Genomic DNA, 18685 nt, shown 5'->3' on the forward strand with positions numbered 1-18685 from the left:
GGGCGGGGAGTCCGGGGAGGCGGGCGGCGCCGGTCAGTCGGTGTCGGCGGCGGCGGTGTCGTACGCGCGCTGGTGGTCGCGGATCTCCGCGTGCCGGTCGGCGGACCAGGCCGCCAGCTCCAGCACGGTGGACAGCAGGGACGTACCGAGCGCGGTCAGGGCGTACTCGACCCGGGGCGGGACCTCCGCGTACGCGGTGCGTCCGACCAGCCCGCTGCGGCGGAGCTGCTTGAGGGTGAGCGTGAGCATGCGCTGCGAGATGCCGGGGATGTCCCGCGCGAGGTCCGAGTAGCGCACGGGACCGTCCGCGAGCGTGCCGATGATCAGCACGCTCCACTTGTCGCCGACGAGGTCGAGGATCTCGCGGATGAAGTCGGCGTCCCGGTCGGCCCAGCGCGCGCAGGGCCCCGGGGTGCGCCGCACGTCCGCCCGTACGTCCGTGCGCCCCTGCCGCATTCCGTCGCCGGAACCCATGTCCGCCGCCTTCCTCTCGCGTACCCCACACACATCGGTGTGCCTTTTGTATCGCTTGTCACTCTAATGCACAGTGTGGCAACGAACAGAAAGTTAGTTCTGGGTCGAGAGGAAGAACCATCCCATGTCCTACCTGCTGCGCATCGACGCCTCCGCCTCCGGGGAGTCCTCCTTCTCCCGTCAGGTCGCCGACTCCTTCACGCGCGCCTGGAGCGGCGACATCGTCCGCCGCGACCTCGCACGCGACCCGGTCGACCACCTGAACGGCGCGGGCATCACCGCCCGCACCACGCACCCCGACGCGCACACCCCGGAGCAGAAGGCCGCGGCCCGCCTCCAGGACGAGCTGGTCGAGGAGTTCCTGGGGGCCGAGGCGTACCTCTTCGCCGTACCGCTCTACAACTACTCGCTGCCCTCGGTCTTCAAGGCGTGGCTGGACCAGACCATGGTCATCGGCAGGACCATCGGGCTGGGCGACGCCGTGCCGAGCGCCGGCCGCCCCGCCGTCATCGTCTCCGCGCGGGGCGGCGGGTACGGTCCCGGTACGCCGAACCACGGCAGGGACTTCCTGGTCCCGGCCCTGGAATCGATCCTCGGCGATCCGGTGCTGATGGCCCTCGACGTCCGCTCGATCACACCCGAGCTGACGTACTCGCTGACCATGGACTCCCTGCGGCACCTGCTTCCGCAGCACCGGACCTCCCTGGAGGAGGCACACGCCGAGGCGCGGCGGCAGGCGGAGGACGTCTCGGCCCGTGTCGCGGCGGCCCGGGCGGGAAGAAACAGCCCGACGGTGAGGTGATCCCGGGGGCTCGGGGGGATCTTCCGAGGGGGAGCGTGGGGTGGGCGGTGGACGGGCGGTGACCGACCGGGTCGAACGGGCGCTGGAGCGGATCGGGCGGCTGGATCCGGAGCTGTGCGCGTTCGCCGAGGTGTGGGACGAGGAGGCTCGTGCGCGCGCCCGGTCGGTGGACCGGCGGCTCCCCCTGGCGGGCATGCCGTTCGCCGTGAAGGGGCCGGCCGGGATCCGTTCGTACGCGGCGCAACGGCTCGTCGCGGCCGGTGCCGTGCCGGTCGGGTCGACGGCCGTGCCGGGCCCGGGCACGTACTGGCAGACCTGGGGGCGGGGCCGGCACGGCCGTACGGTCAACCCCTACCGCGCCGACCGCACACCCGGCGGGTCCTCCGCCGGTTCCGCGGTGGCCGTCGCGGCGGGGATGGTGCCGCTGGCGACGGGCAGCGACGGGGCGGGGTCGGTACGGATCCCGGCGGCCTGGTGCGGGGTGTTCGGCCTCAAGACGACCAACGGCCTGCTGCCGTCGCCCGACCGGACGGGGCTGGCATCGGCCGGGGTGCTGACCCGGTCGGCGGCGGAGGCGCGGGCGTACCTGGACCACGTGCTGGACGCGCCGCGGCCGGCGCCACCGCCCCTGGCTCTGCCCCTGCCGGCCGTGTTCTCGGCGGACTTGGGCTTCGCGCGGACGGAGCCGGAGGTGGCGGCGGTCGTACGGGCCGCGGTGGAACGGCTGGTGGCGGCCGGCGTCGTACAACTGCTCTCGGATCGGACGCCGTTCACGCTGCTGGACCCGCGGGAGGCGTGGTTGTCGGTACGGGGCGGGGCGGCGGCGGACGCCGAGGGGGCCGGGAGGGCCGCCGGGGTGCGCGCCGAGAACGTCCGGCGGCTCGACGGCCTCTTCGCCGGGGCGGAGCTGCTGCTGACCCCGGTCACGCCCAACAGGCCGCATGGGCACGAGGGGCCGGGCGAGGCCTACTCCACCGCGCTGACCTGGGCGTTCAACCTGAGCGGCCATCCCGCGGCGAGCGTCCCGGCCGGTTTCACCGCCGACGGCTGTCCGGTCGGGCTGCAACTGGTGGCGCGGCGGGGGGCCGATGTCCGCCTGGTGGAAATGGCCGTGGCGGCGGAGAGCGCGGTGATTAGGGTGCGGCCATGACCGCGTACGAGCTTGCCCAGGTGAACATAGCCCGCCTCAAGTACCCCTTGGATTCTGCGGAGTTGAAGGACTTCGTGGACGCCCTGGACCCGGTGAACGCCGTGGCCGACGAGTCCGCCGGCTTCGTGTGGCGGTTGCAGAGCGACAGCGGCAACGCCACGGACGTCCCGGTCTTCGGCGACGCGTGGCTGATCGTGAACCTGTCGGTGTGGCGGGACGTGGAGGCGCTGAAGGCGTTCATGTACGCGGGACGGCACCGCGAGCTGCTGAGCCGGCGCAGGGAGTGGTTCGAGCGGGTGGAGGAGGCTATGACGGCCCTGTGGTGGGTACCGGCGGGCCATCGCCCGACGGTGGCGGAGGCGGAACGCCATCTGCGCCACCTACGGGAGAACGGCCCGGCGGCCCACACCTTCACACTGCGGGAAAGCTACCCGGCCCCGGGCGAGGACGACCGGGGCTGAGGCCGACGCCGGGGGACGGTCGCGGGTGGGTGGGGCGTGTGGTGGGGCGTGGGGTTGGTGTTACGGCAGTGGTAGTGCCTCTCGTCTTTTCAGCCACTCCGCCGGTACGCCCGACAGTCCCGTTCGCGCCGCCACGATCCCGCCCGTGATGGCGCACGTCGTGTCCACGTCCCCGAAGCCCTCCGCCGTCGACCACAGGGCGGCCGTCAGGTCGTCCGGGTGGCGGGCCGCCGTCCAGACCGCGAAGGGGACGGTGTCGTCGGCCCGGATGCGCCGGCCGTTGCCGAGGATGTCCGCGGCCTTCCAGGGGGCGGTGGTGAACGGCAACGCGGCGGCGCGCGCCAGGCCCTCCCGTACCACCCCCTCGGGAGTCGCCTCCGCCACCGCCGCCACGGACAGCTCGCCCCGTACCGAGAGCGCCGCCGCCACGGCGACCGCCACCGCGCCCGCGATGCCCTGCGGGTGGGCGTGTGTCACCTCGGCGGACAGCACGGCCTGTTCGGTCACGCGCGCCAGGTCGGCGTGGAACCAGGCGCCGAGCGGCGCGACCCGCATCGCCGCGCCGTTGCCGAGGCTGCCGCCCTCGAACAGCTCGGGCGCGAGCGCCCGCCAGCGTTCCGGCGCGGCGAGGAGTTCCGGGAGCAGGACGTGCATGCCGTGCCCGTACCCCCGGGCCGGATCGGCGTGGAAGGTGTCGGCGAAGCAGGCCGCCAGGCGGTCCTGGTCGACGGTCCCGTACTCCCCGAGCACGCGGTGCACGGCGAGCGCGAGGGCGGTGTCGTCCGTCCAGTGCCACTCCGCCTCGGGCGGGGTGCGCCGGGCCTGGATCTCCTGGAACGCCCGGTCGGGGTCGCGGAAGAGCGGGAACCAGCGTTCGCCGAACGCGTCGCCCAGCGCGAGCCCTTCGAGGCTGCGACGGGCCGCCGCACGGTCGGCGCCGTCTGCGCGGAGGTTCGGGTGCGTCATGCGTACATCGTCCCGCGCGACGGGTCCGCGCGTACATCCGTTTACACATCGGGAGGCGGCTTGCACGTCGGGGGGTTCGGCCAGGTGTCGGCGTTCAGGCCTTGCCCGTCCAGGCATTGACGGCTCTACTGACAAGTAGTCTCATAAGGAGTGACCGCCGGTAACCCAGCGATGAGGTGTCCTCACCCATGCCCCGAGCCACTGCTCAGACGCCCACCCCGCACGAACCTCCCGCCCCCGCCACCGAGCGGGACATCGAGATCCTCCGTGACGCCCTCGGCCCGCTCAGGGACCGGGAGCAGGTCGCCGCGCGGCTCCTCGAAGCGTCCGCCAAGCACTCCTTCGACCCGGACGAGGAGTTGGACTGGGACGCGCCGGCCGAGGCCGGGAAGTGGTTCTGGCCGCCGGAACTGGTCTCCCTCTACGACACCCCGCTCTGGCGGAAGATGTCCGAGGGCCGGCGCATGGACCTGGCCAGGCACGAGGCCGCGTCGCTCGCCTCGCTCGGCATCTGGTTCGAGATCATCCTCATGCAGCTGCTGGTGCGGCACATCTACGACAAGCCCGTGACCAGCAACCATGTCCGCTACGCGCTCACCGAGATAGCCGACGAGTGCCGGCACTCCATGATGTTCGCGAAGATGGTCGACAAGGGCGGCACCCCCTCGTACCCGGTGCCGAGGCTCTACCACAACCTCGCGCGCGTCCTCAAAACCGTGTCCACCACGCCCGGTTCCTTCGCCGCGACCCTCCTCGGGGAGGAGATCCTCGACTGGATGCAGCGGTTGACCTTCCCCGACGAACGGGTCCAGCCGCTCGTGCGCGGGGTGACGCGGATCCATGTGGTCGAGGAGGCGCGCCATGTCCGGTACGCCCGAGAGGAGTTGCGGCGCCAGATGGTGACCGCGCCGCGCTGGGAACAGGAACTCACCCGCCTCAGCTGCGGCCAGGCCGCGCGCGTCTTCTCCGTCTGCTTCGTGAACCCGAGCGTGTACGACCACGTCGGCGTGGACCGGCGGGAGGCGGTCGCCCAGGTCCGGCTGAGCGGCCACCGGCGGGAGGTCATGCAGTCGGGCGCCCGGCGGCTGACGGACTTCCTCGACGACATCGGCGTGCTGCGCGGGCCGGGGCGGCGGATGTGGAAGGCGTCGGGGCTGCTGGCCTGAGGGTGCGCGGAGACCGCCGGCCTGCGGGAGGATGGGTGGGTGAGAACTGAGGACACCCTGTTCGTCGGCGGCCCGCTGGACGGGCGCGTACTGCCCATCCTGACCGGACCGACGGGCAACCCGCCCAAGTGGTACGAGGTCCCGGTCCCGGACGCGGACGGCGGCCCGCCCACGGTGCTCACCTACCGCCGCGAACCGGCCGGGCACACGAAGCGGCTCGGGATCCAGCGCGGCTGGAAGTACGTGCACGCCCCGGAGGGCCGCGCCCCGGGCGAGGGCGGCCGGCCGCGCTGGCCCTGGTCGAAACCGGACCGCGCGGGCTGACGGCGCGCCGGGGGCCGCCGCGATCCCCCACCGCGATTCCCCGCCTCGGGTGATGTTCTTGCGCCGAACCGCCCAATGGTGCGATAGCCACACCAGTAGTACCGCTCCCCCACCCCATCATCGTCGGGTACCGGACGATCCGTCCCGCAACGGGAGGTGAGGGAGTGTCAGCGAGAAGGCTGCGATCCGTCTGCACGACGGCCCTGGTCACGGCAACGGCCCTCACCCTGGTGCCCTGGGGCGCGGGCGGGCCGGGGGCGGGGCGGGGGGTTTCGGTGGCGTACGGGCTCGCGGGCTCGGAGTCGGGGTCCGGCTCGGACTCGGACTCGGGCTCGGGCAGCGGTGGCGCTGGTACTCCCGGTGCGCCCGGTGCGCCTGGTGCCGCCGGGCCGGCTGCCGCGTCCGGCGGGATCGCGGGCGTGTTGGTCAGGCTCCAGCGGCTCTACCAGGAGGCCGAGGAGGCGGGAGAGGCGTTCAACGCCACGGATGTGGAGCTGGCGCGGTTGCGGGCCGACGCCCGCCGCCTCGGCGGCGGGCTCGACCGGGCCCGTACCGCCCTCGCCCTCAGCCGGAACGAAGCCGGGCGGCTGGCCCGTGAGCAGTACCAGGGGCGGTCCGGCCTCTCCGGTTACGTACGGCTCCTCCTCGCCCGCGACCCCCAGTCCGCCCTGGACGAGGGCCACCTCATGGAACGCGCCGCGCGCGGCAGGGCCGCCACCCTCGCCCGCCTGACCAGCGGCGAGCGGCGGGCCGGCGCCCTGGCCGACGCCTCGCGCCGGGCCCTCCAGCGGCAACAGGTGCTCGCCGCACGGCAGAAGAAGCAGCGCGACACCGTACGGGCCCGGCTCGGCGAGGTCGAGAGGATGCTCGCCTCCCTCACCCCCGGGCAGCTCGTCGCGCTGGCCGCGCTGGAGAAGGCCGCCACGGACAAGGCCCAGCGCGAGCTGATCACCTCGGGCGCGCTCGGGAACGTACCGGGCGCGAGCCCGGCGGCCGGACGGCCCGGAGCGCCGGGTCCGGCGGCAACGGGGGGTCCTCCCCGGCCCGCCACCCCCTCCCCCCGAGGCGGCGAGGCGCTCGCGTACGCCGTCGGCCAGATCGGCAAACCGTACGAGTGGGGTGCCGAGGGGCCCCGGTCCTTCGACTGCTCGGGGCTGACCTCCGAGGCCTGGGCGCGCGCCGGGGTCGCCGTCCCCCGTACCAGCCAGCGGCAGTGGCGCGACCTCCCCCGCGTGCCCCTGAACCGGCTGCGCCCCGGTGACCTGGTCGTCTACTTCCCCAAGGCCACCCATGTGGCGATCTACCTCGGCGACGGCCTGGTGATCCAGGCCCCCCGCCCCGGCGCCCGCGTCAAGGTCTCCCCGATCGCGGCGAACCCCCTGCTCGGCGCGGTACGCCCGGACCCGGGCGCGCGCCCCCTGCCGTCGTACGAACCCCCGCGCCTGCCGCCGGGCGCCGGGAGCGGCTCCGACCTGGGCAACGACGCGGCCCCCTGACACCCCCTCGCCGGCGGCGCCTGCGCTACGGGCGGCCCGGCACGGTGGTGGCGGCCAACTCGCCCACCAGGGACAGGCGGTGGCGCGTGCCACCCCGGCCACCCCCGCACCACCACGCCGGCGGGTCAGCGGCGTCCGTGTCGTCCTCGTCCATGTCGCCCCCGTCCGTATCGCCCCCGTCCGGGCCGTCGGAAGCCGCGAGCCACAGGTGCGTTCCGACCTGGTGCACAGGGCAGACCGGCCAGGCCCGCCACCGCAGTTCCATGACGGTGGACTGTGCCGCGTCCGCGACCTCGGCCAGGACCGCCGCCGCGTCGTCCGGCTCCGGCGGGTCGCCCTCCTCCAGGTCGGACGAGTTGACCGGATTGCCGTGCCATCGACCGTCCGGCATCGCCACGTAGAGCTGTTCCCGGCCGACGGCCTCCCCGGGCAGCGGCTCGGAGGAAGGAACGGCCACCAGAATCAGCGGATCCTGGCCCCGCAGGGTCGCCCTGACGTCGCGGTTGACGACGGCGAGCGCGGCCTCGAACGCCGGCCACTCGCCCGGCTCGGCCCGCCGGGGTTCCCCTCGGTCTCGGCGGTGGTGACCAGAACCGATGCCGCCGTGCGAGAAGGAGTTCATCGAAGCATCGTCCCAGCTCGCGGGGGCGGGCACGCGGCCCGGCCGGGGCCGTTCAGCCGCCCGCCCCGGCGCCCCCCGCCCGCACCCCCGCCAGATACGCCTCCGCCCTCTCCTCCTCGTAGAAGAAGTCCTCGAAGTCCGCCGGGTCGTCGAAGCCGTTCGCGATGCGGTCCGCCACCGGCTGGAGGGTCGCGCCGGCCTGGATCAGGCGCAGGACGTGGTCGCGGGGCGGGTCCAGCATCGTGTTCGTCCACTTGGTGGCGTGCCGCGCGCTCGCCCAGAAGCCGTCGAACGCCGCCCTCATCCACGCCTCGTCGAACACCCGGTCCCCGTGCGCGAGGATCGCGTCCAGGTACGCCGCCGCGCACTTGGACGCCGAGTTGGAACCCTGGCCGGTGACCGGGTCGTTGGCGACGACGACGTCCGCGACGCCGAGGACCAGGCCGCCGCCGGGCAGCCGGCCGACCGGGTCGCGGACGGTCGGGGTGTAGCGCCCGCAGAGCGTGGCGTTCGCGTCCGTCAGCTCGATCTTCGTGGCCCGGCCGTACTCCCACGGCGTGAACCGTTCCATCGACTCCAGTACGAGCGACAGGACGTCGGCCGGGTCCCGTACCCCCTCGAACACGTCCAGCGGCCCGCCCGGCACCCCCTCCCAGAACAGGATGTCCGCGCGCCCGCCGGTCGTCAGGGTCGGGATCACGAACAACTCCCCCACCCCCGGGACCAGGTTGCAGCGCGCCGCGTCCTCGTCGGGATGCTCGGGCCGGGGGCCGAGCCCGTGCACGTACGCGACCGCCAGCGCCCGGCGCGGGCCGCCGAACGGCGAACGCGCCGCGTCCCGGGCGAACAGGGAGACGATCTCGCCCTTGCCGGCCGAGACCAGGACGAGGTCGTACATACGCGAGAAGTGGTCCAGGTCGGAGACGGCCGCGCCATGGATGACCAACTGGCCGCCGCGCCGCGCGAAGGTGTCCATCCAGCCCGCCATCTTGACGCGCTGGTCGACGGATTGGGCGAACGCGTCGAGCCGGCCGAGCCAGTCCACGGGACGGGACAGCTCGGCCGGCGCGGCGGGATCGGCGAGGGAGACGCCGACGCCCACGATCCTGGGCGCCTGCGCCTCCCAGAAGTCCAGCCGCAGGTCACGCTCGTGCTGGAGCGCCGTGTGGAACATGCACTGGGTCGACATCACCCGGCCGGTCCTGATCTCGTCCGCCGTGCGGTTCGACATCAGCGTGACCTCGTAGCCGTACGACTGGAGTCCGAGGGCGAGTTGCAGCCCGGACTGGCCGGCCCCGACGATGAGCACCCTCCGCACGGCGGTTACTCCGGCGAGGACGCGAGCGCGTGACGCACCAGGGTGAAGAGGGACTTGACCGCGGTCTGCCGTTCCCGCGCGTCCATGATCAGGATGGGTACGTGCTCCGGTACGGTCAGCGCCTCGCGTACGTCCTCCGGCTCGAAGGGCGGGGTGCCCTCGAAGTGGTTGACGGCCACGATGTACGGCAGCCCGCAGCTCTCGAAGTAGTCCAGCGCCGGGAAGCAGTCGGGCAGGCGGCGGGTGTCGGCCAGCACGACCGCGCCGATCGCGCCCCGTACCAGGTCGTCCCACATGAACCAGAAACGCTGCTGGCCCGGCGTACCGAACAGGTACAGCACCAGGTCGTCGTCGAGCGTGATGCGGCCGTAGTCCATCGCCACGGTCGTGGTGAGCTTGTCGGGCGTGTGCGTGACGTCGTCGAGCTCGGCGCCCGCCTGGGTCATCAGCGCCTCGGTCTGGAGCGGCGGGATCTCGGAGACCGACCCGACGAAGGTCGTCTTGCCGACGCCGAACCCGCCCGCGATCACGATCTTGGTGGCGACGGGAGCGCGGGTGCGGTCCAACTGCCAGGCCCTGGCGTCCTCTTCGGGCACCATGAGGGGCGCGTCGTCGGAGGTGTCGGCCGTGCTCCTCTTCTTCCCGGGGGGCCGGGTGAAGAGGTCCTGCGGGTCGGCGGTGCCGACCTTGTTGTCGTGCTCGGCCTTGTCGTGCTCGGCCTTGTTGTCCCCGACCTCCCGGTCGGTGGCCTCGTGCCCGGTCGCCCCCTGTTCGGCGACATCGGAGAGGTCAGATACGGCGGAGTCCACTCAGCACCCTTTCCAGCAGCGCTCTGTCGGGCTGGCCGTCGCCGTGCCCTGTCCCGTACACACGAATCTTTCCCTGGTCGGCCAGGTCGCTGAGCAGCACCCTGACCACGCCCAACGGCATCTTGAGCAGCGCCGATATCTCGGCGACTGTGCGCATACGGCGGCACAGCTCGACGATCGCCAGCATCTCCGGCATCACGCCGGGGGGCGGCCCGCCATCGGTCAACTCCTTGCGTTCCTCGGGCGGTTCGATCGCGGCGACGAACGTCTCCACGAGCAGGACGTGCCCGAAACGGGTACGGCCGCCGGTGAGCGAGTACGGGCGGACCCGGGTGGGCCTGCGGTCCGACCCGCGCACCGGCAGCCTGCGTCCTCGACCGCCGTGCGAGCTGTCGTGGCCGTCCGCGCCACCCACGGTGCCGCCGGTGCCGTCAGCGGCATCGGTGGCACCGTCGGCGGGCGTCATTCGGCGCTCTCCATCGATTTGCGTAGCTCGTCCCGCACTTCGGGTGTCAGTACGTGTCCGGCGCGGCCCACGAACAGTGCCATGTGGTACGCCACGACGCTCATGTCGCAGTCGGGGCCGCCGTGCACCCCGAGCAGCGAACCGTCGCTGATCACCATGACGAAGACACTGCCCTCCTCCATGGCGACCATGGTCTGCTTGACCCCGCCGCCGTCCATGAGCTTGGCGGCGCCGATCGTGAGGCTGCCGATGCCGGACACGATGGTGGCCAGATCGGCGCTGGAGCCGCGCGGGCCCTCCCGGGTCACGGTGGTGGCCGCCTCGGCGTTCTGCTCCGGGTCGGAGGAGAGGAGCAGCAGTCCGTCGGACGAGACGACGGCGACCGAACGCGCTCCTGGTACCTCCTCGACCAGATTGCTCAACAGCCAGTGCAGGTTACGGGCTTCGCTGCTCAGTCCGAATGTGCCGGTCGCAGTCAACTGCGTGCCTCCTCGACTGTCTCCCCCGTCTCTTCGGTATGTACCGCGGTCTGCTCCTCGGGCATGGTCTGCTCCGCGAGCTCGGCCTCGACGTCGCGCCGGCCGTTCTTCGCCCCCTGGTGGAAGCCGCCGAGCCTGCGGCGCAGCTCTTCCGCGTCGATGCTCCCGGTCCGCTCCTGGGGGGCGAGGGGGACTGGCGTGACGATCTTGGGGGTCCGCTTGGGCAGGCCCTTGTCGGTGAGGCGTTCCCCTCGGGCGGGGGCGGGGGATCCGTCCCCCGTTCCGGGCAGGGGCGCGCCCGGCTGCCGGGGCAGCCGCATGGTGAAGGTGTCCTGGTCGGGGGTACGTTCATGGGCGTCGGGCCCGATGGCGTACGGCCCCCCGGCGGTCTCGGGGGCGGGGTCGGACGAGGGGTCCCGTACGGCGGCGGCGGCCCGCAGGGCGGCCGCGGCGGCCTCCGCCGCGTCCACGCCACCGACCTGGCCACCCGCCGCGCTCCGCGCCTCGGCGGCGGCCCACAGGGCTTCCTCCGCGGCTGCGGCGTCCTCGGCGTTCAGCCGGTCGACGGCCGCGCTCAGGGCCTCGGCGGCGGAGACGTGCTCCTCGTCCGGGCCACCCGTCGCGGCGGCGCGCGCCTCGGCGGCGTCCACACCACCGGCGCCCCCACTCGCCGCGCTCCGCGCCGCCGCGGCGGCCCAGAGGGCCTCCTCGGCGGCAGCGGCGTCCTCGGCGTTCAGCCGGGTGACGGCCGCGCTCAGGGCGTCGGTCGGGGCGTCGGTCGCGGCGGGCACGACACCCTGACTCCGGGCTTCGGCCGCGGCCCAGAGGGCCTCCTCGTCGGCGTCCGCGTCCCGCTCGGGCTCGGCGACAACCTCGCTTCGCCCACTCCGCGCCTCGGCGGCCGCCCACAACGCTTCCTCGTCGGCGGCAGCGGCGTCCACATCGGCGGCCCGGCCCGGCCCGGAGACCTCGGCCGAGTCCGCACGGTCGGCGCGGCCCGACGCGTCGGCGTCCGCCGTGCCCCGCCCGGAACCGGTGGCCCCGCTCCGGGCTTCCGCGGCCGCCCACAGCGCTTCCTCGTCGGCGTCCACCGCCCGCGCGCCGCCACGGCGGCGCGGCAGAACGGCGTCCGCCGCACCCGCACCCGCGCCGGCATCCGCCGCGTCCCGAGCCGACCCGGCGTTCCCGCTCCGGGCCTCCGCGGCCGCCCACAGGGCTTCCTCCGCCGCCGTGGCGTCCTCGGCCTCGGCCTCGGTCCCGGCCTGCGCACGGCCGTCCGTACGGGCGTCGCCGTCGGCGCGACGGTCCGCCCCGGCGTCAGAGCCGGCGCCCGAGGCGGCGGCTTCCGCGGCCTCCGCAGCCTCCGCAGCTTCAGCGGCCTCCGCCTTCAGGATCGCCTGTTCGGCCGCCACCACCAGCGGGTCCGGCTCCGAACGACCGGGCAGCGCACGGGAGTCGGACTCCGCCTCCGGGCCGGTCGGCCGAACGGCCGACGCCTTGCCCTTCGACCGGTCCTTCGACTTCCCCTTCGTCCTGTCCTTCGCCCGCGGCCCACGCGACTCACCCTGCTCCGCCGCGACCGCCACCGCCGGGAGCAGCGCCTGCGGCAGGACGACCACCGCCGCCACACCACCCTGCTCGTGCTCGCGCAGTTCGACCCGTACCCCGTGACGCGCGGCCAGCAGCCCCGTCACGCGCAGGCCGAGCCCGTCGGCCACCTGGCCGGTGCCCGCCTCCGGTTCGGCCGTCGGGTCGGCGAGGCGGCCGTTCAGTTCGTCGAGGCGCGCCGCCGAGAGGCCGACGCCCCGGTCCTGGACGGAGAGCATCACCTCGCCGTTCTCCAACAGCCAGCCGGACAGCTCCACATCGGCTTCCGACGGCGAGAACGACGCGGCGTTCTCCAGCAGTTCGGCCACCAGGTGGCTGAGGTCGTCCGCGACGAACCCGGCCACCTGGATGTGCTGCGGCAGCTCCTGGATCGTGACCCGCTCGTACCGCTCGATCTCACTGACCGCCGCGCGCAGGACATCCACGAGCGGTACGGGCCCGGTGGGCGCGTGGGCGTGCTCGTACCCCGCGAGCAGCAGCAGGTTCTCGCTGTGCCGCCGCATGACCGTCGCCAGGTGGTCGACCTTGAAGAGCGTGGCGAGCCGGTCCGGCTCCTGCTCCCGCTCCTCCAGGCCCTCGATGACGGCGAGTTGGCGCTCGACCAGGCCGAGCGTGCGCAGCGACAGGTTGACGAAGGTGTGGTGCACGGTGTGGCGCAGCTGCTGGAGCTGGACGCCGATCTCGGCCGTGGCCTCCTGGAGTTCGGCCCGCTGCGCGACGATCTCCTCGCGGGCCGCGATCAGGTCGCCGCGCTCGCTCGCCGGCGTCCCCGCAGGGCCGGCGGGCGTCCCCGTACCGCCCGGGAGCCGCGCCGGACCCGCCGCGGCCTTCTCCGTACCGGTGGCGGAAAGCTCTCCCGTACGCGCCGAGAGGTCGAGCAGCTTGCCGTGCAGTGTGTTGAGGGACCGTACGACCTGCGCGAACTCGTCGTTGCGGCCGGTGAACCTGATCGGCTCCTCGGTCCCGGGCGCGGCGGAGATCCGGGCCGCGCCGATCCGCAGGACGGCGAGCGGCCGGGTGAGCGTACGGGCGACGGCCGTGGACACGCCGACGGCGATCAGCAGGCAGCCGCCGAGGAGCGCGACGCGCAGCTCCAGGTCGGTGACGCCGTCGTCGCGGAGCTTCTCCAGCCGGGCGACCTGGCTGGAGCCGAGGCCGGACTCGACGCCGCGCATCTGGTCGATCCGGGCGGAGAGCGCCGCGCCGACCTTCTCCTGGTCGGCCTCGCGCTCGGACGAGGACAGCTCGGGCCGGTCGGTGAGGCGGGTGAGGAAGCCGTCGGCGGCCTTGACGTCGGGGCCGGTGACGGTGGCCGCGAAGGAGTCGCGGGCCTCGGCGCCGGCGGCCTGGTCGAAGTCGGCGAGGGCGCCCAGCTCCCGTACGCGGGACTGCTGGGCGGCGGCGCTGAGGGCGTCGCGCAGCGCGTCGTTCTTCTTGCTGTCGCTGCCGGCGGTCGGCTCGATCGCCAGACCCGTGACCGGGTCGAACTGCGGCGCCTGGACCTGCCCCCCGGGCACGGCGAGCGCGGCGAGCAGCAGTCCGCGGGTGGCGGATGCCTGCTCGACGGCGCGGCCGAGGTCGGCGGGCGCGCGGGTGCCGGCGGCGGCCTCGGCCGGGGCGTCGTCGGCCAGCTCGTCGGCGAGGGCCTGGAGCTTGGCGATGACGTCGGAGTACGCGCGGTACGCCTCCAGCGCCGAGCCCTTGCCGGTGAGGGCGGCGCGCCGCAGGGAGGGGACGGTCGCGAGGTCGCGGAGGAGGCCGGGGGAGGCCGCGGCGGCGGTGCGGATCTCGTCGATCTGGCGATCGACGCGGGCGCTGCGGGTCGCGGAGACCTCGTGCGTGTTCTTCTTGCCGCCGTCGCCCTCGCCACCGCCCGCCTCCTCGCGCCCCGCCGCGATGAAGACGACGACCTCGTCGCGCTCGTCGGCGAGGGAGTGGGAGAGGGTCACGGCCTGCTGGTTCAGCTGGGCGAGGGTGACCAGGTTCTGCGCGTCGTTGAGGTCGGCGGAGACCAGCAGGAGGCCGGGGGCTCCCGCCGCGACGACGGTCACCCCGACGACGGCGACGCCGACGACGAGCCGGTTGCGCACCCGCGCCCGGCGTCCGTCAGGAACGCCCGGGACGCCGGTGGCGCCCGTGACGCCGGTGTTCCCGTTCGCTCCAGGGTTCAGGGGGCCGCCCGGATTCTCACCGCGCGTGACGCCGTTGCCCCGAGGCCGCTTCTTTCGCACCGGTGCTCACATTCTTGTACTCGTCCGCCCATCAGGCGGAGATGACATCCGGTCAGCGACGAGACATCGGCCGCTCCGCCACCTGAACGAGTCAACATCACAGACGAGTTGACCAACAACTCTTCCCAGGCGGCGCCCTACCGGAACCTGTTGTGCCGGGTGGACCTTACGCGCACCCTTTGGCAGGATGCGCGCCCGCAGCTCCGCGGAGGGGTGCCTCACCGCCGAAACACACCGTCTGACCTGGGTGTACATGCCACTGACGTGCCGTGCAGGCGGCGTGAAGGACCCATGCGGGACCCATGCGGAAGGGTGCGCGGCTCGTGCAGACTGGCATCCATGCGCATCGAACTCGCCACCGCCCCCGGCGCCGCCGTACGCCCCAATGAGGACTGGACAGCCGTGTCACTGCCCGCGGGCGGTGAGGGCGGTGTGCTGGTCGTCCTGGACGGCGTGACCCCGCCGGCGGGGTCGGACGGATGTGTCCATGGCGTGCCCTGGTTCACGGCCCGGCTGGGCGGCGCACTGGTCGAACTGTCCGGTTCACGGCGGGATATGCCCCTCGACGCGATCCTGTCCGCGGCGATCCTGCGCACGGCGGACGCCCACCGGGACACCTGTGACCTTTCTCACGTACGGACGCCCCAGGCAACCGTCGTCCTGGTCCGCTGGGGCGCGGACACGGTGGAGCACCTGGTGCTGTCGGACTCGACCCTGCTGCTGGAGTCGCCGGACGGCGCGGTACGGGCGGTGCTGGACGACCGCCTGGACCGGATCCCCCAGGAGGCGCTGCGCCTCGTCGCGACGGCGGACGCGCTGCGCAACGCGGAGGGCGGCTTCTTCACGGCGGCGGCGGACCCGGCGGTGGCGTCGCGGGCGGTGACGGGCCGGACGCCCGCGGCGGAGGTACGCAGCGCCCTGGCCCTCACGGACGGCGCGGCGCGGTGGGTGGAGGTGTTCCGGGAGGGCGGCTGGGCGGACTGCCTGGCGGTGGTGCGCAAGAACGGCCCGCAGGAGCTGGTGGACCGGGTACGGGCGGCGGAGTCGGCGGACCCGGACGGGGCGGTGTTCCGGCGGGGAAAGCGCAGCGACGACGCGACGGTGACGTACGTGGAGCTGTGACGTTCGTGGAGCTGTGACGTACGTACCAGGCCCCCTTACGGCCTGCACGGCCTACACGCTGGTGTTCAGCTGATGCAGCAGCCGGGCCAGCTCGGCGACCTCGGTGCGGTCCCACTCCGCGAGTCGGTGGACGTACATCTCGCGCCGCGCGTCCCGCACCTGGCGGAAGCGGGCCAGCCCCTCGCCGGTGATCCGCACGAGCGAGGCGCGGCCGTCGGCGGGGTCGGGCTCGCGGGTGACGAGGCCCAGTTCCTCCAGGGCGCGCAGTTGCCGGCTCATGGTCGCCTTGCCGACGCCGAAGTACCCGGAGAGGGCGGTGGCGCGCTGGTCGCCGCTCTCCTCCAGCCGTACGAGCAGTCCGTACGCGGCGGGCTCCAGCTCGGGGTGGACCTCGCGGGCCATCTCGCCGGAGCTGGCCCTGGCGCGGCGCAGGAAGACGGCCAGTTCGCGTTCCAGCGCGAGGAACTCCTGGTCACCGCCCTGGGCCCGGGCACCCCCGCCGGCCGGGGCCGGGTCGTGTGCCGTACCGCTCGCGTGCACGTCTGCTGCCATCGCGCGCTTTCCCGCTCCTGAAGGTCCGTTCCCGCCGGCGGCCGTTGCCCCGGGCTCCGAACAGTATTTCGCAGGCTCGTAGGAGTGGCGTCAGCGTGCCGCGGCCGCCCGGCGAGGGTGACCGTGCGTAGCGTCGTGTACCCCGTCCGGACCCCCGGACCGCCCCCAGGAGGCACCACCGATGCCCACTCCCGGCCCCATGCCGACAGCCCGCTTGTTACGCCGCGCGGCGGCCACGCTCCTGTCCGTCCCCGCACTCCTCCTCACCCTCCCGGCCACGGCGCCGGCCGCCCCCACCCCCGTCCCCCCGGCGCGGGGGTCGGCGCACATGGGCGTGGGGATCCAGGCGCACGAGGGCCGGGGCGGCGGCCTGCCCGCCGGCGTACGGGTGGCGCAGACGGAGGGGGTGGACGTCTCCAGCCACCAGAAGGACGTCGACTGGCCGAAGCTGTGGGGCAGCGGGGTGAAGTGGGCGTACGTGAAGGCCACGGAAGGCAGCTACTACAAGAATCCGTACTTCGGCCAGCAGTACGAGGGCTCGTACGACGTCGGCATGATCCACGGCGCGTACCACTTCGCCGCCCCGGACGACTCGGGCGGCGCCGAACAGGCGACGTACTTCGCGGACGGCGGCGGATCGTGGTCGCCGGACGGCAGGACGCTGCCCGGGGTGCTGGACATCGAGTGGAACCCGTACGGCGCGGCCTGCTACGGCAAGACCCCGGCCCAACTGGTCTCCTGGATCCGCGACTTCCTGACCACGTACAAGACCCGCACGGGCCGCGCGGCCCTGATCTACACGTCCACGAACTGGTGGCGCGACTGCACGGACAACTACGCGGGCTTCGGCACGACGAACCCCCTGTGGATCGCCCGCTACAACACCACGGTCGGCGAACTCCCGGCGGGCTGGGAGTACCAGACGATCTGGCAGTACACCTCCACAGGCCCGACGGTAGGAGACCACAACAAGTTCAACGGCCCCCTGACAGGCGTCAAGTCCCTCGCCACCGGCTGACGCCCACCGGAGGCCACCTTCAGCCCCCGGCCGTCGCAGCTCTCCACCCCGGGAGACCGCGCGGCCGGGGTGCCCGCCCCCGCTGTCACGCACCCCCAGCCGGACGAGCAGGCCCTCCACCCCACTCCCCAAAGGTGCTGGTGACGAAATCCCGCAAGGCGCGGACCATGGTCACCGGTCGCCCCAGCAAAGCCACCGAGACCGGGAGGACGTCGTGAGCGTCAGCGAGTGGGTCAGTTCCTCATTGCCGTACCTGACACCGCGGCCGGACGGACAGCAGGACGCCTGGGGGGCCGAGTTGGCCGCACGTGGGCGGCGGGGCGGCCAGCGCGTCGTCCACGCGGGCGAGGTGCCGGCCTCGCCCGACGTGGCCGGTCTGCTGGGACTCGGCGGCGGGGAGACGGTCATCGTGCGCAGGCGGGTCATGTACGTCGAGGACCGGCCCTGCGAGTTGACGGACACCTACTACCCCGCCGCCATCGCGCGCGGCACGCGCCTGGCCGGCACCGCCAAGATCCCCGGCGGAGCCGTCACCCTCCTCGCCGAGCTGGGTCACGTGGGCGTGCGGGTCCGCGAGGACGTGACCGCGCGTCTGCCGGACAGGGAGGAGCAGAAGGTCTTGGACATCCCGCCCGGCGAACCGGTGCTGCTCCTGACGCGTGTGACCTTCGACGGGGACGACCGCCCCATCCAGTTCGACCTGATGACCATGCCCGCCCGACTCCAGCGACTGCGGTACGAGATCAGGATCGGCTGACCATGCCCAGGACCGAGGAAGACGCGTACGACCGCCGATCGCTCCACGAGCGGCTGGCCGCCGACCTGCGCGACGAGATCATGACCGGTGAGCTGGCACCCGGCGCCAAGATGCCGTCCACGGCCCAGCTCAAGGAGCGGTTCGACGCCTCGAACGCCACCGTGCAGAAGGCGCTGCAACTCCTCAAGGACGAGCGGCTGGTCGTGGGGCGCGCGGGCGCCGCCGTCACCGTACGGGAGCACCGGCAGCGGACGGTACGACCCGCCGACCACATGGCGCCGGCCGAGGCCGGGGAGCCGTATCGCTGGCTGACCGAGACGGCGAAGCAGGGCTCCCGGGCCCGGAGCAAGCTCATCACCGTCGCCGAGGTCACGGCACCGGCGGACGTCGCGGCCTCCCTGGGGCTGCCGGAGGGCGGGACCGCCCTGCTCCGGCACCAGTTGCTGTCGCAGGACGACGAGCCCGTGGAGCTCGTCCACTCGTACTACCCGCCGGACATCGCCCGGGGCACACCGCTCATGGAACGGAGCCGGATCAGGGGCGGCACCCCGACCCTCCTGGCCGGCCTCGGCCATCCGCCACGCCTGAGCGTCGACCGGGTCTCCGCCCGCGTGCCCACGCAGGAGCAGTACGAGGCGCTGCGGCTCCCCGGCGATCTGCCGGTGCTGCGCACCTTGCGCGTCGTCCACAGCGACGGCAACCGGCCCATCGAGGCGACCGTCATGGTCAAGGCCGGTCATCTCTACGAGCTGCGGTACGAGTTCACGCCCGAGTGAGCCGGCGGGCGGCCGGGCAGCCACCGTGCGGGCATACGGCGACGGCCGCGCCCCCGCCCGGAACATGTGTTCCGGGCGGGGCGCGGCC

General features: G+C 73.6%; 19 protein-coding genes. 10 read left to right on the forward strand and 9 right to left on the reverse strand.

Annotated features, from left to right (window positions below):
* Positions 1 to 33 precede the first annotated feature (33 nt).
* A complete protein-coding gene (locus tag HA039_RS10555) occupies positions 34 to 474 on the reverse strand; it encodes a winged helix-turn-helix transcriptional regulator (protein ID WP_243869331.1) in 441 nt (146 codons plus the stop codon).
* Positions 475 to 598: 124 nt separating this feature from the next.
* Between HA039_RS10555 and HA039_RS10560 the strand changes: the two genes are divergently transcribed.
* From HA039_RS10560 to HA039_RS10570, 3 genes are read left to right on the forward strand one after another with little or no spacing between them, the layout of a single operon-like run.
* On the forward strand, positions 599 to 1276 hold the full coding sequence (locus tag HA039_RS10560) for an FMN-dependent NADH-azoreductase (protein ID WP_167027166.1): 678 nt from the start codon (positions 599 to 601) through the stop codon (positions 1274 to 1276).
* 40 nt (positions 1277 to 1316) lie between these two features.
* A complete protein-coding gene (locus HA039_RS10565) occupies positions 1317 to 2426 on the forward strand; it encodes an amidase family protein (protein WP_243869333.1) in 1110 nt (369 codons plus the stop codon).
* On the forward strand, positions 2423 to 2887 hold the full coding sequence (locus tag HA039_RS10570; RefSeq protein WP_167027169.1) for a DUF3291 domain-containing protein: 465 nt from the start codon (positions 2423 to 2425) through the stop codon (positions 2885 to 2887). Before HA039_RS10565 ends, HA039_RS10570 begins: the two co-directional genes overlap by 4 nt.
* A gap of 60 nt (positions 2888 to 2947) precedes the next feature.
* On the opposite strand, the gene HA039_RS10575 is transcribed toward HA039_RS10570, so the two are convergent.
* Positions 2948 to 3853 carry an ADP-ribosylglycohydrolase family protein gene (locus HA039_RS10575; RefSeq protein WP_208298580.1) on the reverse strand — a complete coding sequence of 302 codons (906 nt, stop codon included), beginning with the start codon at positions 3851 to 3853 and terminating at the stop codon, positions 2948 to 2950.
* A 188-nt stretch (positions 3854 to 4041) separates the two neighbouring features.
* On the opposite strand from HA039_RS10575, the gene HA039_RS10580 reads away from it, so the two are divergent.
* The 3 genes from HA039_RS10580 (at position 4042) to HA039_RS10590 (ending at position 6839) form a co-directional block, all read left to right on the forward strand.
* Complete coding sequence (locus HA039_RS10580; RefSeq protein WP_167027175.1) at positions 4042 to 5019, forward strand: AurF N-oxygenase family protein; 978 nt, start codon at positions 4042 to 4044, stop codon at positions 5017 to 5019.
* A gap of 39 nt (positions 5020 to 5058) precedes the next feature.
* Positions 5059 to 5343, forward strand: coding sequence for a hypothetical protein (locus HA039_RS10585; protein ID WP_167027179.1), 285 nt, complete (start codon positions 5059 to 5061; stop codon positions 5341 to 5343).
* 164 nt (positions 5344 to 5507) lie between these two features.
* Positions 5508 to 6839, forward strand: coding sequence for a C40 family peptidase (locus HA039_RS10590; protein ID WP_167027182.1), 1332 nt, complete (start codon positions 5508 to 5510; stop codon positions 6837 to 6839).
* A gap of 25 nt (positions 6840 to 6864) precedes the next feature.
* Here the strand turns inward: HA039_RS10590 and HA039_RS10595 are convergent, their stop codons facing one another.
* The 6 genes from HA039_RS10595 to HA039_RS34595 form a co-directional block, all read right to left on the reverse strand.
* On the reverse strand, positions 6865 to 7461 hold the full coding sequence (locus HA039_RS10595; protein WP_167027185.1) for a hypothetical protein: 597 nt from the start codon (positions 7459 to 7461) through the stop codon (positions 6865 to 6867).
* A 52-nt stretch (positions 7462 to 7513) separates the two neighbouring features.
* Positions 7514 to 8779 carry a styrene monooxygenase/indole monooxygenase family protein gene (locus HA039_RS10600; RefSeq protein WP_167027188.1) on the reverse strand — a complete coding sequence of 422 codons (1266 nt, stop codon included), beginning with the start codon at positions 8777 to 8779 and terminating at the stop codon, positions 7514 to 7516.
* 5 nt (positions 8780 to 8784) lie between these two features.
* Positions 8785 to 9378: a GTP-binding protein gene (locus tag HA039_RS10605; RefSeq protein WP_167036562.1), complete on the reverse strand. Its 594-nt coding sequence runs from the start codon at positions 9376 to 9378 to the stop codon at positions 8785 to 8787.
* 190 nt (positions 9379 to 9568) lie between these two features.
* Positions 9569 to 10054 carry a DUF742 domain-containing protein gene (locus tag HA039_RS10610; RefSeq protein WP_167027191.1) on the reverse strand — a complete coding sequence of 162 codons (486 nt, stop codon included), beginning with the start codon at positions 10052 to 10054 and terminating at the stop codon, positions 9569 to 9571.
* Entirely contained in the window at positions 10051 to 10533 is a 483-nt protein-coding gene (locus tag HA039_RS10615; protein ID WP_167027194.1) for a roadblock/LC7 domain-containing protein, read from the reverse strand. The genes HA039_RS10610 and HA039_RS10615 overlap by 4 nt, the downstream gene beginning before the upstream one ends.
* Positions 10530 to 14231 (reverse strand): sensor histidine kinase, encoded by a 3702-nt coding sequence (locus tag HA039_RS34595; RefSeq protein ID WP_425086328.1) that lies wholly within the window; start codon positions 14229 to 14231, stop codon positions 10530 to 10532. The genes HA039_RS10615 and HA039_RS34595 overlap by 4 nt, the downstream gene beginning before the upstream one ends.
* Before the next feature lie 480 nt (positions 14232 to 14711).
* On the opposite strand from HA039_RS34595, the gene HA039_RS10625 reads away from it, so the two are divergent.
* On the forward strand, positions 14712 to 15494 hold the full coding sequence (locus HA039_RS10625) for a protein phosphatase 2C domain-containing protein (protein WP_167027197.1): 783 nt from the start codon (positions 14712 to 14714) through the stop codon (positions 15492 to 15494).
* Positions 15495 to 15545: 51 nt separating this feature from the next.
* Here HA039_RS10625 and HA039_RS10630 read toward each other — a convergent pair whose 3' ends face one another.
* Positions 15546 to 16046, reverse strand: a complete 501-nt coding sequence (locus HA039_RS10630) for a MarR family winged helix-turn-helix transcriptional regulator (protein WP_167027200.1) — start codon at positions 16044 to 16046, stop codon at positions 15546 to 15548.
* 199 nt (positions 16047 to 16245) lie between these two features.
* Between HA039_RS10630 and HA039_RS10635 the strand changes: the two genes are divergently transcribed.
* From HA039_RS10635 to HA039_RS10645, 3 genes are all read left to right on the forward strand, one after another.
* Entirely contained in the window at positions 16246 to 17064 is an 819-nt protein-coding gene (locus HA039_RS10635; RefSeq protein WP_243869336.1) for a lysozyme, read from the forward strand.
* Between the two features lie 214 nt (positions 17065 to 17278).
* Positions 17279 to 17821, forward strand: a complete 543-nt coding sequence (locus HA039_RS10640) for a GntR family transcriptional regulator (protein WP_167027206.1) — start codon at positions 17279 to 17281, stop codon at positions 17819 to 17821.
* A 2-nt stretch (positions 17822 to 17823) separates the two neighbouring features.
* Positions 17824 to 18597 carry a GntR family transcriptional regulator gene (locus tag HA039_RS10645; RefSeq protein ID WP_208298581.1) on the forward strand — a complete coding sequence of 258 codons (774 nt, stop codon included), beginning with the start codon at positions 17824 to 17826 and terminating at the stop codon, positions 18595 to 18597.
* Positions 18598 to 18685 lie beyond the last annotated feature (88 nt).

Origin of the sequence: Streptomyces liangshanensis (genome assembly GCF_011694815.1) — a bacterium.
Lineage (GTDB): Bacteria > Actinomycetota > Actinomycetes > Streptomycetales > Streptomycetaceae > Streptomyces > Streptomyces liangshanensis.

What these genes read in the sequence shown, in the direction of transcription:
- HA039_RS10555 (WP_243869331.1), bottom strand. Translation starts at nt 474, where the DNA reads ATGGGTTCCGGCGACGGAATGCGGCAGGGGCGCACGGACGTACGGGCG.
- HA039_RS10560 (WP_167027166.1), top strand. Translation starts at nt 599, where the DNA reads ATGTCCTACCTGCTGCGCATCGACGCCTCCGCCTCCGGGGAGTCCTCC.
- HA039_RS10570 (WP_167027169.1), top strand. Translation starts at nt 2,423, where the DNA reads ATGACCGCGTACGAGCTTGCCCAGGTGAACATAGCCCGCCTCAAGTAC.
- HA039_RS10575 (WP_208298580.1), bottom strand. Translation starts at nt 3,853, where the DNA reads ATGACGCACCCGAACCTCCGCGCAGACGGCGCCGACCGTGCGGCGGCC.
- HA039_RS10580 (WP_167027175.1), top strand. Translation starts at nt 4,042, where the DNA reads ATGCCCCGAGCCACTGCTCAGACGCCCACCCCGCACGAACCTCCCGCC.
- HA039_RS10595 (WP_167027185.1), bottom strand. Translation starts at nt 7,461, where the DNA reads ATGAACTCCTTCTCGCACGGCGGCATCGGTTCTGGTCACCACCGCCGA.
- HA039_RS10605 (WP_167036562.1), bottom strand. Translation starts at nt 9,378, where the DNA reads ATGGTGCCCGAAGAGGACGCCAGGGCCTGGCAGTTGGACCGCACCCGC.
- HA039_RS10610 (WP_167027191.1), bottom strand. Translation starts at nt 10,054, where the DNA reads ATGACGCCCGCCGACGGTGCCACCGATGCCGCTGACGGCACCGGCGGC.
- HA039_RS10625 (WP_167027197.1), top strand. Translation starts at nt 14,712, where the DNA reads ATGCGCATCGAACTCGCCACCGCCCCCGGCGCCGCCGTACGCCCCAAT.
- HA039_RS10630 (WP_167027200.1), bottom strand. Translation starts at nt 16,046, where the DNA reads ATGGCAGCAGACGTGCACGCGAGCGGTACGGCACACGACCCGGCCCCG.
- HA039_RS10635 (WP_243869336.1), top strand. Translation starts at nt 16,246, where the DNA reads ATGCCGACAGCCCGCTTGTTACGCCGCGCGGCGGCCACGCTCCTGTCC.
- HA039_RS10645 (WP_208298581.1), top strand. Translation starts at nt 17,824, where the DNA reads ATGCCCAGGACCGAGGAAGACGCGTACGACCGCCGATCGCTCCACGAG.